11 protein-coding genes are annotated in these 12,978 nt (G+C 70.2%); 6 read left to right on the forward strand and 5 right to left on the reverse strand.

Annotated elements, in window-relative coordinates:
* Nucleotides 1–6: 6 nt before the first annotated feature.
* Entirely contained in the window at nucleotides 7–1,107 is a 1,101-nt protein-coding gene (locus IPJ78_15985) for an MFS transporter (protein MBK7908045.1), read from the forward strand.
* Nucleotides 1,104–1,973 carry a hypothetical protein gene (locus IPJ78_15990; GenBank protein ID MBK7908046.1) on the forward strand — a complete coding sequence of 290 codons (870 nt, stop codon included), beginning with the start codon at nucleotides 1,104–1,106 and terminating at the stop codon, nucleotides 1,971–1,973. Before IPJ78_15985 ends, IPJ78_15990 begins: the two co-directional genes overlap by 4 nt.
* On the opposite strand, the gene IPJ78_15995 is transcribed toward IPJ78_15990, so the two are convergent.
* The 5 genes from IPJ78_15995 to IPJ78_16015 form a co-directional block, all read right to left on the reverse strand.
* Nucleotides 1,970–3,739: a response regulator gene (locus tag IPJ78_15995; GenBank protein ID MBK7908047.1), complete on the reverse strand. Its 1,770-nt coding sequence runs from the start codon at nucleotides 3,737–3,739 to the stop codon at nucleotides 1,970–1,972. The two genes, IPJ78_15990 and IPJ78_15995, sit on opposite strands and share 4 nt — an antisense overlap.
* Nucleotides 3,730–3,945 carry a YbdD/YjiX family protein gene (locus IPJ78_16000; protein ID MBK7908048.1) on the reverse strand — a complete coding sequence of 72 codons (216 nt, stop codon included), beginning with the start codon at nucleotides 3,943–3,945 and terminating at the stop codon, nucleotides 3,730–3,732. The genes IPJ78_15995 and IPJ78_16000 overlap by 10 nt, the downstream gene beginning before the upstream one ends.
* Nucleotides 3,942–6,284: a prolyl oligopeptidase family serine peptidase gene (locus IPJ78_16005; GenBank protein ID MBK7908049.1), complete on the reverse strand. Its 2,343-nt coding sequence runs from the start codon at nucleotides 6,282–6,284 to the stop codon at nucleotides 3,942–3,944. Before IPJ78_16005 ends, IPJ78_16000 begins: the two co-directional genes overlap by 4 nt.
* 330 nt (nucleotides 6,285–6,614) lie before the next feature.
* Nucleotides 6,615–7,415 (reverse strand): AAA family ATPase, encoded by an 801-nt coding sequence (locus IPJ78_16010; GenBank protein ID MBK7908050.1) that lies wholly within the window; start codon nucleotides 7,413–7,415, stop codon nucleotides 6,615–6,617.
* Nucleotides 7,416–7,431: 16 nt separating this feature from the next.
* On the reverse strand, nucleotides 7,432–9,492 hold the full coding sequence (locus IPJ78_16015) for a carbon starvation protein A (protein MBK7908051.1): 2,061 nt from the start codon (nucleotides 9,490–9,492) through the stop codon (nucleotides 7,432–7,434).
* A 230-nt stretch (nucleotides 9,493–9,722) separates the two neighbouring features.
* Here IPJ78_16015 and IPJ78_16020 point away from each other — a divergent pair, with 230 nt between their 5' ends.
* Genes IPJ78_16020 through IPJ78_16035 form a run of 4 tightly spaced genes read left to right on the forward strand, consistent with a single transcriptional unit; the run spans nucleotide 9,723 to nucleotide 12,978 of the window.
* Nucleotides 9,723–10,298: a hypothetical protein gene (locus IPJ78_16020; protein ID MBK7908052.1), complete on the forward strand. Its 576-nt coding sequence runs from the start codon at nucleotides 9,723–9,725 to the stop codon at nucleotides 10,296–10,298.
* Between the two features lie 41 nt (nucleotides 10,299–10,339).
* On the forward strand, nucleotides 10,340–11,365 hold the full coding sequence (locus tag IPJ78_16025; protein MBK7908053.1) for an NAD-dependent isocitrate dehydrogenase: 1,026 nt from the start codon (nucleotides 10,340–10,342) through the stop codon (nucleotides 11,363–11,365).
* 21 nt (nucleotides 11,366–11,386) lie between these two features.
* Nucleotides 11,387–12,205 (forward strand): metallophosphoesterase, encoded by an 819-nt coding sequence (locus IPJ78_16030; GenBank protein ID MBK7908054.1) that lies wholly within the window; start codon nucleotides 11,387–11,389, stop codon nucleotides 12,203–12,205.
* The gene (locus tag IPJ78_16035; GenBank protein MBK7908055.1) at nucleotides 12,202–12,978 is read left to right on the forward strand and encodes a SprT-like domain-containing protein; all 777 of its coding nucleotides are present in this window, start codon (nucleotides 12,202–12,204) and stop codon (nucleotides 12,976–12,978) included. The genes IPJ78_16030 and IPJ78_16035 overlap by 4 nt, the downstream gene beginning before the upstream one ends.

Here is a 12,978-nt window from a genome sequence, read left to right on the forward strand (position 1 = left end):
AGCGAGATGATCTACCCGCTCCTGCCTCTCTTCCTCTCGACGGTGCTCGGCACGTCAGCGGCGGCGCTCGGCGTGATCGAAGGGCTCGCCGAGAGCGTGAGCTCGCTGCTGCGGCTGCCGGCGGGGTGGTACTCGGACCGGATCCGGAAACGGAAGCCGCTGGTGCTGTTCGGGTACCTGATCGCGGCCGTGTCGCGTCCGTTGATCGGGCTCGCGCAGGGGACGGGACAGGTGCTCGCGATCCGGCTCACGGATCGTTTCGGGAAGGGCGTTCGCACCGCGCCGCGCGACGCGCTCATCGCCGACTCGGTGCTGGCGACGCAGCGCGGCTACGCGTACGGCGTGCACCGCGCGGCGGACAGCCTGGGCGCGGTCGTGGGGCCGATGATCGCCTGGGGGTTGCTGACGTTCGAGTGGGTCGAGCTCCGCGAGCTCTTCCTCTGGGCGGCGGTGCCGGGGCTCATCTCGGTGCTGCTGGTGGCGTTCCTCGTGAAGGAGTCGCGTGCGGCGGTGCCGGTGCGCGTGGTGGCATCACCCGCCTCGCTGCCGCTCGGGCGCACCTTCTGGCGTTACCTCTTCGTGCTGTTCGTGTTCACGCTGAGCACCTCGACCGACGCCTTCCTGCTGCTCCGCGCGTCGCAGCTTGGCGTCGCGACGGCGATGATCCCGATCCTCTGGGCGATGCTCCATGTGGTGAAGTCGTCGAGCACCGTGGTGGGCGGTGCGCTGTCGGACCGGCTGGGGCGGCGGCCCCTGATCCTCGGCGGGTGGGCGGTGTATGCGTCGGTGTACCTCGGCTTCGCGCTCTCGAGCGCGGAGTGGCATGCGTGGGCGCTGTTCGTCGTGTACGGGCTCTACTTCGGCGCGACGGAGGGGACGGAGAAGGCGCTCGTGGCGGACCTCGTGCCCGCCGCGCGCCGCGGGACGGCGTTCGGATGGTTCAACGCGGCCCTCGGGCTGGGTGCACTCCCCGCCTCGGTGGTGTTCGGGCTCGTGTGGGAGCGGTCCGGCCCCGAGGTCGCGTTCGTGATGGGGGCGGGCATCGCCGCGGTGGCGACGCTGCTCTTCGTGCTCATGGTCCCGCGCACGGGACGGGAGGGCGCATGATCGGACGGACGGTCGGACGGCACGGACCCGGCGCGCTGGCATTCGGACTGGTGATGCTCGGCTCGCTCGCGCTCGACGCTCGCGTGATCGGCGCGCAGCAGACGGCGCGAGTGGAAGTCCGTGACGACCAGGGCGCGCCGGTCGGATACGCGCTCGTCGCGCCGGTGGGCGGGACATCGCAGGTCGCGAGCGACTCGGGTGTGGTGACCGTACGGATGCGCGCCGCGGATTCACTCAATCTCCGGGTGCGGCGCATCGGGTACCGCGAGCACTTCGGCTGGGTCGCACGCGTCGAGGGCGGCGCGTATCGGGTGACGTTGCCTCGCGTGGCGGCGACGCTCTCTGCGGTCGAGGTGACCGCGGCCGGCTCGTCGTCCAACACCGTGCTGTCGCAGCGCGGGTTCTATGAGCGGGTGGACCGGGTGCAGAAGGGGGCGATCCTCGCGGACTTCCTCACGCCGGAGCAGCTCGACGAGCGGCAGGGGTTCACCAAGGTGACGCAGATGATCGCGGGGTCGCGGTATGCGCGGGTGAACAGCCTCTCGGGCGGGAGCACGCGGGTGCTGGTGATCGTCGGCCGCGGCGGGTGCCCGATGAACATCCTGCTCGACGGGCAGCTGGTGCGCGGGACCGCGCAGGACGTCGCGGTCTCCGAGGTGCCGCAGTCGATCAACCCGAACGGGACGCGGCAGTCGGGCAATGACAGCATGGCGGCGAAGGTCTCCATCGACGATGTGGTCGACGGGCGCTCGATCATGGCGCTCGAGATCTACTCGAACACGGCGAATGCGCCGGCGGAGCTGGTGCGGGTCGGCGGGCGCGGGTCGTGCGGGATCGTGGCGTTGTGGACGGGGGCGCGGCGCTAGGCCGTCTGCCCGCGCTTCGTCACGGCCGGATCGGCGAGGACCTCCTCCACCGCGTCCACCAGCACCTTGATCCCGTAGGGCTTCTGCAGGAAGACCACCGAGTCGCGCTCGATGCCGCCGACCACCGCCTCGTCCTCGACGTAGCCGCTGCAGAGGATCACCGGGCCGCAGGGCTTGAGGCGCCGGAACTCCCGGATCACCGGGGCACACGACCCGTCGGGCAGTCGCGCGTCGGTGAGCAGCAGGTCGGGGAGCGGACCGGCGGTGAGCCGGTCGATGCCTTCGGCGACCGTGGTCGCGATGGCGACCTCGTGGCCCTCCCGTCCGAGGCTCCGCGCGGTCATGCGCACGAGCGCGGGCTCGTCCTCCACGTAGAGGATCCGGCGCGCGCGCGGGGCCGAGATCGAGGGGGGCTCGACGAGGTGCGGCTCCTGCGCCTCGACGGCGAGTGGGAGTCGAAGGCGAACGGTCGTCCCGCGCCCCGGCGCCGAATCGATCTCCACGCTCCCGCCCGCGCGACGGGCCGTTGCATGCACCATCGCGAGCCCGAGCCCGGTCCCGCCCGTCGACTCCTTCGTCGTGAAGAACGGATCGAGCGCGCGCCGCCGGACCTCCTCGGTCATGCCGTCCCCGGTGTCCTCGACCTCGATCAGCATCTCCGTCTCATTGCGCTCGCTGGTCATCGTGCGGAGCGTCAGCGTGCCTTCGCCGCGCATCGCGTCGCGCGCGTTGAGGCAGAGATTGAGGATCGCCTGCTCGAGCTCGCCCACGCCGAGCGTGACGCGCCCGACGGTGCGCGCCTCGGTGACGATCCGCATCGACGCCGGGAACACCCGCACGAGGCTCCGTCCCATCCCCGCGATCACCTCCGAGGCATGCGAAACGCTGCCAGGGGCGCTCCCTTGTCGGGAGAACGAGAGGAGCTGGCGTGTGGTCTCGCGGGCGCCGCGCATGGCGCCGCGCATGATCTCCATCGACTGCGCGCGCTCGGCGCGGTCGGTCTCGGCGTCCAGCGCGTCGAGCCCGAGGGCGAGGACGCCCAGGGCATTGTTGAAGTCGTGGGCGACACCGCCGGCGAGGCGGCCTAGCGATTCGATGCGCTGGTTGGCGGCGAGCGCCGTGAGTGCCGCTTCGCGGTCCGCCTGCGCCGCCGCCTCCGCGGCTCGGGCCTCGATCTCCGACTCGAGCGAGGCTTCGAGCCCGTCCAGCACGCGGTCGAACATGAAGCCGATCGCGGCGCTCATCACGCCGACGCTGATCGCCATCCGGAGCCACGCGACGAGTGACGGTCCGGTCGAGAACCAGGGCGTCCAGATCACCCCTTCCGACGTCCCGAATCCCACCACGAGGAAGGCGGCGGTCCCGATCGATGACGCGAGGACCCAGTGGCGCTCGAAGAAGATGAACGCCAGCAGCCAGGTGACGTACATGACGCCGAGGCCGAAGTTCGGCCCGTAGTGCAGGACGGCGAAGAGCGTGGAGAGGCCGAACGAGACCACGAACGCGCGACGCGCCACGCGGATCGGCTGGTCGGCGGCGAGACGTGGCAGGATGGCCATCGCGGTCATCGCGAGGAACTCCGGCACCTGCCAGAAGTTCGACCGGCCCGTCCGCCACGCGATGAGGACGTAGAGCCCCGTGATGGGGACGGCGATCCACGTGGCCACGCCCGTCGCCATGTTCAGCACGTCCCGGCGAAGGACCCGCGGCACCCGCTTCAGCTCCCGTTCGCGCGACTCCGTCCGCGCCTCCGAGGTCAGCAGCATCGGGACCCGGGCCGCTCGTACCTCGCCGTCAGCCGCTCCTCGATGAACTCCCGCTCACCCAGGGGCTCGCGCCCCGGATGGCAGGTCCGCACGTGCGCGAGGTACGCCTGATAGTCCGGCGCACCGATGATGCGACGGACTATCGCCGCGGCGCGCGCGAGCCAGCCGCGCGCCGGAGCAGGCGTCCGCGCGTCCGGAGCGGTCAACGCCGCGCCTTCGTCCCGTTCGGCCCGATCGTCCGGTCGAACAGTTCGAGGATGCGCCGATACTCGTCCGTCCACGAGCTGGGACGCACGAATCCATGGTCCTCCACCGGATAGACCGCCATCTCCCAATCGACCTTCCCGAGCTCGATGAGCCGCTGCGACAGGTGCACGACGTCCTGGAACTGCACGTTAGTATCGACCATCCCGTGCGCGATCAACAGCGGGTCCTGGAGCCCGTCGGCGAAGAAGATCGGGGACGAGCGGCGATACGAGAGGGTGTCGTCCTGCGGCAGGTTCAGGATCCGCCCGGTGTAGCCATGGTTGTAGCTCGCCCAGTCGGTGACCGAGCGCAGGCCGGCGCCCGCGCCGAAGTACTGCGGCTTGGTGAAGAGCGCCATGAGGGTCATGAAGCCGCCGTACGAGCCGCCGTACAGGCCGATCCGCTCCGGCTGGATCCCGAACTGGCTCGTGAGATACTTGGAGCCGCTCACCTGGTCGTCGAGGTCCTTGCCGCCCATCCAGCGGTAGATCGCGGTGCGCCAGTCGCGCCCGTAGCCGGCCGAGCCGCGGTAGTCGATATCGAGCACCGTGTAGCCGCGCTCGGCGAGGAGGTGGTGGAACATGTACTCGCGCGAGTAGGTCGACCACCAGTTGTGGACGTTGTGCAGGTAGCCAGCGCCGTGGACGAAGATCACCGCCGCGCCGTTGGACGCCTTGCCGAAGGCCTTCGGGTCGTAGAGCCGCGCCGGGACCTTGGTGCCATCCTCGCCGTCGAGCATGACGATGGGCGGGACCTTCCATGCATAGGAGCGGAACTCCGCCGTGGTGCTCGTCGTGAGCTGCGCCATCTGCGCCTGCCCCGCGCGCGCGAGGAACAGCTCGGGCGGCGTGTTCGGCGTGGAGTACACGGTGGCCATCACGCTCGCGTCGGCCGGCGAGACCACCGGTGCGTGACCGCCATCGCCGGTGGTGAGTCGTGTCCGCGCGCCGCCGGTCATCGCCATGCGGTACGCCTGTCGCGTGAAGGGCGACGGCTCGCTCGTGACCATCTCGAAGTGGACGTTGTCCGCGGCGCGGTCCACCTGCAGCACCTCCCACGCGCCGCTCGTGAGCGCCTGCTTGCCCGTGCCATCCGCGTTGGCGACGTACACGTGCGAGTAGCCGCTCTCCTCCGAGACGAACCAGGCCTTGCCGGCCGGCGTCCAGCCGACGCAGCCGAAGCAGGGGCCGTTCACCCACGCTTCATCGCGGAGCCGGTCCACCATCTGCATCGCGCCGCCCGCGCTCGCGACCGACCAGAGGTAGCGGTGCTTGAAGTCGGCGGAGGTCACGAAGACGAGGGCGAATCGCCCGTCGTCGCTCCAGTCGCCGACCTGTGCGCCTCCCGCCGACCCGGAGTCCGGCACGAGCTTGAGCCAGGTCACCTTCCCGGTGGCGAGGTCGAGATGCCCGATCTTCTGCGTCGCCTGCGCGTCACCGACCTTCGTGCGGCCGGGGATCATGCGCGGGTAGCCGTCCGCGTTGATGAAGTCGGGCACGTCGGAGCCCTTCGTCGCGGCGGCCGGCGTGAAGGTCGAGAGGATCGCGCTCTTCGCGTCGGGCGAGATGCTCACGGTGGTGATGCGCTCCGCCTGCGGGATCCAGACGGTCGGCAACGCACGCGACTCGGCGGCGCGCCGGTTGGCGCGCTGGATGGAATCCGCCTGCAACTCGTCGCGGATCACCTCGAAGAGGAACCGCTGCTGCTCGGCGAGCGCGCCCCGCTGCCCCGCGGGCCGCTCCGCGTCGCGCGGCGCCGTGCCGCTGCGGAGGTCGGTGAGCTGACGCGTGAGTCCGGTGGCGATCTCGAAGGCGTACGCATTGTTGTCGCGCACGAAGAGGACCTGCTTCTCGTCGAGCGAGAACTTCGGGTCGGACTCGGCGCCGTTGGTCTGCGTGATGCGACGGTGGGCGATGCTCACCGCACCGCGCGCCGCAGTGGTGCGGGTGCGGAGCCAGAGGTCGCCGTTGGCGCTGAGGACCTCGAGGCGCCCGTCCCGCGAGCGGCGGCCGGTCGCGAGCATCGGGGCGACCGAGTCCATGTGCGCATCCGTCACCACCTCCGGCGTCGCTCCGGCACGGGCCGCGACCCGGTAGGGCTTGAGGTCGGCGTTCCACGCCGCCCCGGGTGCGAGCCATCGGAAGTAGATCCACTGGCCGTCGGCGGTGAAGCGGACCTGGCCGGGCTCGCGCCCGTAGAGCTCCGGCCCGCGCATGATGTTCCGGACCGAGAGATCGAAGGCCTGCTGCGCGGAGAGCGGCGCGGCGGCGAGGAGGGCGAGGAGGGCGAGTCGGCGCATGGTGAGGTCGGGTTGGGGCTGGTCAGAAACTACGCGCTCTGGTTGGGGTTCGCTCGGAGGGAACCGCTTCACCACAGAGGACACAGAGGGCACAGAGAACGGCGGAGGAACCGCGAACGGCAAGGACGTGGACCACAGGGGCACAGGGGACACAGGGGACTGCGGGTAGCACGATGCGGCCGTTCCGCCCAGGCTCCCAAGAGTCGCCAGCGGTCTTCAAGAGCCCTCTCATGCCCCCCTGTGTCCCCTGTGACCCAGTGGTGAGGTCGTTGCGGTTCTCCGCCGTTCTCTGTGCCCTCTGTGCTCTCTGTGGTGAACGCCGTTCCGGGATCAGAGATGCCGAAGGAACCGCTCCGGGGCATTCAGGAAATCCCGCGTCACCCGCACATGCTCGGTCTCGTCATACGCGATCGCCCGCGGCGGACGCTCGTCGAAGCTCCAGATCGTCGCCCCCGGCAACGCCAGCAGGATGGGCGAGTGCGTGGCGACGATGAACTGCCCGCCCTCGCGCACCATGTCGGCCATCATCGCCAGCAGCGCGAGTTGCGACGTGGGGGAGAGCGCGGCTTCTGGTTCGTCGAGCAGGTAGAGCCCGTCCGGCACGAAGCGCGCCTTGAAGAGCGAGAGGAATCCTTCGCCGTGCGACTGCGCATCGAAGTCCTCGCCGTACCGTCGGCGCATCGCCGCGAGCGAGTTCTCCACCGGGCCGAGCCGCAGCTTCTTCGCCTCGGCGCTCCGCTCGGCGTACTCCACCTCGATCTCCGCGCGCTCGCGCAGCAGTGCCGACTGCTGCATCGCCAGCGACTTCGTGAAGCCGAAGAAGTCCTCGGCGCGCAGGAAGAAGCCGCGATGGGCGCGGCCGGCGCGCCCCCAGGTGAGCTTCATCGCCGCGCCGAGCTGACGGGCATGGAGGAGCGTTGCGTCCTCCTCGGTGCTCATCGACCCCACGGTGGGCAGCCTCAGCTTCGCGGCGAGCCCTTCGAGGAGCGTGGACTTCCCCGAGCCGTTCTCGCCGACGAAGAAGGTGACCGCTGTCGAGAACTCCAACTGCGCCGTCGCCTGCACCGCGGGCACGCTGAACGGGTAGCGGTCGCCCCCCTCGCGCGGCGGGGCGATCGTCACGCGCTGCAGGCGGTTCACGCGCCGGTCACGCCGCCGCGCGCGCCGTGTACGGGTGCTCGCTCGAGATCATCGGCTTCTTCCCGCCCAGCACCGCGACCCACTCGCGGATGGAGTCGGCGAGGATGATGATGACCGAGACCATGAAGAACCCCGCGACCGCCGCGTCGAGCCGGTCGTTGAAGATGAGCCGAGCCGCACCGGCCGCGTCGGCGACGCCCGGCGGGAGCTTCCCTTCGGCGAGCAGGCCCTGCACCCACGAGGCGTGCGCGAGGAAGCCGACCTTGGGGCTCGCGTCGAAGAGCTTCATCCATCCGCCCGTCATCGTCACGATCACGAGCCACGCCATGGGAAGCATGGTCATCCAGGCGTAGCGCGCCTTGCCCATCTTGATGATCACCGTCGTGCCCACGCAGAGCGCGACCGTCGCGAGCAGCTGGTTGGCGATGCCGAAGAGCGGCCAGAGCGAGTTGATGCCGCCGAGGGGGTCGGTCACGCCCTGGTAGAGGAAGTAGCCCCAGCAGGCGACGAAGAGGCCGCTCGACATCACCACCGCGGGATACCACGAGACGCGCCCGAACGGCTCCCAGACGTGCTTGCCGAGGTCCTGCAGCATGAAGCGGCCCACACGGGTGCCGGCGTCGAGCGTGGTGAGGATGAAGAGCGCCTCGAACATGAGGGCGAAGTGGTACCAGAGCGCCATCGCGCCCGGGCCGCCGAGAACGTCGGCGAAGATCTTCGCCATCCCCACCGCGAGCGAGGGAGCACCGCCGGTACGCGAGAGCAGGGAGCTCTCCTGCACCTGCTGCGCGAGGAGCGTCAGTTCTTCGGGCGCGAGGGTGAAGCCCCAGGTGGCGATCATCGTCGCCGCCGACTCCGCGGTGGTGCCGATCACCCCCGCGGGCGAGTTGATCGCGAAGTACACGCCCGGGGTGAGCACGCAGGCGGCGATGAGGGCCATGGTGGCGACGAGCGATTCGGTGAGCATCGCGCCGTAGCCGATGAACCGCGCGTCGGCCTCGTTCTCGAGGATCTTCGGCGTGGTCCCCGACGAGATCAGTGCATGGAAGCCGGAGATGGCGCCGCACGCGATGGTGATGAAGACGAAGGGGAAGACCTTCCCCGCGAAGACCGGGCCGGTGCCGTCGATGAACTGCGTGACCGCGGGCATCTGCAACGGCGGCAACACGAGGATGATGCCGAGCCCGAGCGCGAAGACGACGCCGATCTTCACGAACGCCGAGAGGTAGTCGCGTGGCGCGAGGAGCAGCCAGACGGGCACCACCGAGGCGGCGAACCCGTACGCCATGAGCGCGTAGGCGAGCGTCACGCCGTCGAGCGTGAAGATCGGCGCCCAGGCCGGGTGCTCGCCCACCCAGCGTCCCACGTAGAGCGCGAGGATGAGCATCACGATGCCGATCGCGCTCACCTCGAGCACGCGGCCGGGGCGCAGGTACTTGAGGTAGAGGCCCATGAACATCGCGATGGGGATCGTGAGGCCGATCGTCACCGTGCCCCAGGGCGACGACTTGAGCGCGTTCACGACGATGAGCGCGAGCACCGATATCAGGATGATCATGATGCCGAGCACCGCGACGAGTGCGGTGAAGCCGGCGACCGGTCCGATCTCCTCCTTCGCCATCTGCCCCAGCGACTTGCCGTTCCGCCGCACCGACGAGCAGAGGATCACGCAGTCCTGCACCGCGCCGCCCAGCACCACGCCCACGATGATCCAGAGTGCCCCGGGGAGGAACCCGAACTGCGCCGCCAGCGTGGGCCCGACGAGCGGACCGGGGCCGGCGATGGCCGCGAAGTGATGCCCGAAGACGATCCACTTGTTGGTGGGCACGAAGTCGCGCCCGTCGGCGAGCCGCTCGGCCGGGGTCGCGCGCGTCGCGTCCAGCGCGAAGATCTTCGCCGCGATGATCTTCGAGTAGAAGCGGTAGCCGACCGCGTAGGTGCAGACGGCGGCCACGAGCAGCCAGGCCGCGCTGATCGTCTCACCGCGCGTGACGGCGAGGTAGCCGATGGCCGCGGCGCCGGCGAGCGAGACGACGGCCCAGACGAGGGCCGAGAGCCAACGGGACATGAGCGAGAGGGGCTGGGGGGAGCGGACCGGGACGAACCTACGGACTACGGAGGGGATGCGGGAGGGGTTGGGAATGGAGGTGGGGTGCCCGGAGGGTTAGCTTAACCGCGTGGTGAGTCATGAGTCGTGAGTGGTGAGTCAACAGCGATGCGGGGGGGTGCTGCGCTGATGGTTCACCTGGTCCTTTTCCGGTGATGCGCTTGCGTCGAGTTCTCCTTGTCGCAGTCCTGATGCTTGCGTTCGCTTCGCGCGTGGGTGCGGCGCAGGAGCAGCAGCCGATGGCGCCGGGGCTTCCCCTCGCGCCGTTCACGGCGCTACGGGTGACGGTCGCGCCGGTGCAGAGCTGGCATGCGGACTCCGCGGGGTGGAGCCGCGCGGTCACGTGGGCGACGACTCGGCTCGCGATCGACTCCACGCTGCAGGCGATCCTCGAGGAGCGCGGGATCGGGCGGAAATGGGCGTACGCGTCGGACATGGTCCGCATCGCCAAGCGCAATCCGACCTATGCGACCGACCCCTATTCGCTCGGCGTCGCCCGTCTGCGCACGATGGAGATGAAGATCGGCGCCGCCATCCCGCAGGTTCTCGCCGACAACCTCCGTCCCTTCACGGCGCTCGGCGACACCCGCTACGCGCTGATCCCGTTCGACCTCCGCGCCCAGGGCGAGCAGGTCGTGCTCCGGCTCGTGCTGGTCGATACTCGGGCCAGGAGCCTCGTCTGGGCCGGTGACCTCCTCGCCCCGGGCGGCGCCCGGATGGTCGAGGAGATCGCGACGCGCGTCGCGAATCTCGTCATCGAGCCCTGACCACCTTCGTTGCGCCTTCCCCCTTCCGCCTTCATCCTGTCATGAGCCCCGCTCGCGAAGTCACCCTCATCCCCGGCGACGGCATCGGCCCCGCCATCACCGACGCCACGTTGCGCGTGCTCGACGCCGCCGGTGCGACGTTCACATGGGACCGCCAGCTCGCGGGGCAGGCCGCCGTCGCGGCGCATGGTGATCCGCTCCCCGAGGCGACGCTCGAGTCGGTGCGGCGCACCAAGCTCGCGCTCAAGGGCCCGCTCGAGACGCCGGTCGGGAAGGGCTTCCGCTCGATCAATGTTGCGCTTCGCAAGGAGTTCGACCTCTACGCGAACCTGCGCCCCGCCAAGACCGTCCTCACCGGCGGCCGCTTCGAGAACGTGGACCTCGTCCTCGTGCGCGAGAACACCGAAGGGCTGTACGTCGGCGCCGAAGCGTACGTGAAGGTCGGGGACGACCCGCACGCCGTCGCGCAGTCCACCGCGGTGATCACGCGCAGCGGCGCGGAGCGCATCATCCGCTACGCCTTCGAGTACGCGGTGAAGCACGGACGCAAGCGCGTCACCGTCGTGCACAAGGCCAACATCCTCAAGTACTCTCAGGGCCTCTTCCTCGAGATGGGCCGGAAGGTCGCCGCCGAGTACGCAGGACGCGTCGCGAGTGACGACAAGATCGTCGACGCGTGCGCGATGGAACTCGTGATGCGCCCCGAGAAGTTCGACGTGATCGTGACGACGAACCTCTTCGGCGACATCCTCTCCGACCTGACCTCGGGGCTCGTCGGCGGGCTCGGCCTCACGCCGGGCGCGAACATCGGCTACACCTGCGGCATCTTCGAGGCCGTGCACGGTACCGCGCCCGACATCGCGGGGAAGGGGATCGCGAACCCAACGGCGGTGATGCTCGCCGCCTGCCAGCTGCTCGATCACATCGGCGACCAGGAGCGCGCGAACCGCATCCGCGCGGCGATCGAGGCCACCCTCCGCGAGCACAAGACCGTCACCGGCGACGTGGGCGGCAAGGCGACCACGGACGAGTACACCGATGCCGTGATCGCGCGGCTCAAGGGCTGACGGCTGAGCGGCGCCGCGCGCGTGCGGATCCTTCAGCTCTCGGACATCCACTTCGGGCGGCACGCGGTCCCCGCGTACCACGCGGCTGCCCTGCGGCGCATCGCCGAGGGCCGGTACGACGTCGTCGCGCTCGTGGGCGACCTCACGCAGCGCAACCGGTCGTGGCAGTTCCGCGCGGCGCGCGCCTTCTGCGATGCGGTGCGCGCGCATGCCAAGCTCCTGGTGGTGCCGGGGAACCACGACGTCGCCTGGTGGTGGAAGCCCGTGGGCCTCGGCTTCGGCGCGCCGATGCTCGGCGCCTATCGCAGGTGGATCGCACCCGAGCTCGAGCCGCAGCTCCAGCTGCGGGGTGTGACGATGGTAGGGCTCAACTCCTGCCACGGCATCCGGCCGTACACGCTGACCACGCGGCTCCGCGACCTGAGCGTGGTCGGGGCGGTACTCCCGGACCAGTGGGAGCGCGCGCGCGCAGCGTTCGCCGCCGCGCCGGCCGGGGACCTCAAGGTCCTCGTCTTCCATCACAACCTCCTGCGCGGCGATCTCTCGGCGCGGTGGGGGCTGGTGCAGCGCTCGGCCGGCATCCGCGCCGCGCACGCCACCGGCGCCGACCTCGTGCTGAACGGGCACGACCACCAGACGCGCATCGAGCCGGTCGAGCTCGACATGCGCCGCATGGTCGTCTCGCACAGCACCTCGTTCTGCGAGCGGACGCGCGGCGGACTCCCCGCCGCCTTCCAGGAGATCGAGGTGGCGCCCGAGGCCGTGACCGTCCGCGCCTGCGTCTGGGATCGCGAGGCCGCTGACTTCTCGCCCCGTCAGGACCGTATATTCCCGCGATGAGTTCCCGCCCGCGCACGCTCGACGACCTCCAGCTCGGCTTCGGTTTCGACCAGCCGAGCGGCTCGCTCTCCCTCGTGGAGCCCGAGATCGGCGACGAGGTGGAGCAGGCGCAGGCGGAGCTCGACGCCGAGGACGAGGCCGACGCGGAACGGGCGGCCGACAAGCTCTTCGGGCGGCTGACGACGCTGGGGCTGATGCACATCAAGCGCGTCGTGCTCACGCGCAATCGCAGCATCCTCGTGAGCGTGAAGGGCTTCGAGCTCCGCATCCACGAGGGGTTCTGCGAGGCGCCGACCGAGATGCACGTGCAGATCGTGCGCTTCGTGATGGCGCGGCGGAAGTGGGAGCGGCAGGCGGCGCGCGACGCGATCGTGAGCTACCCGCTGCCGCGGAACACCAAGCCGCCGCGCGCGCCGGAGCGGACGCACCCCGACGACGAGCCGCTCGCCGAGCGGCTGGCGGAGTGGCACACCCGGTTGAACGGCGAACGGTTCGGGGCGCAGCTCAAGCTGGTGCCCATCCGCGTCTCGCGGCGGATGGTGCGGCGGCTCGGGCATTACGCGCCCGGGGTGGAGGGCGGCGGCGCCGAGATCGCGCTGAGCGCGCGGCACTGCCATCGCGACGGCTTCGCGAGCGCGCTCGAGACGCTGCTGCACGAGATGGTGCACCAATGGCAGCACGAGAACGGGCTGCCGCTGGACCATGGGGCGGAGTTCCGGCGGAAGTGCCGGGAAGTGGGGGCGGTGCCGAGCGCCAAACGGGCGGTATGCTAG

The organism is Gemmatimonadota bacterium (genome assembly GCA_016714015.1).
In the GTDB taxonomy this organism is placed as follows: Bacteria; Gemmatimonadota; Gemmatimonadetes; order Gemmatimonadales; family Gemmatimonadaceae; genus Pseudogemmatithrix.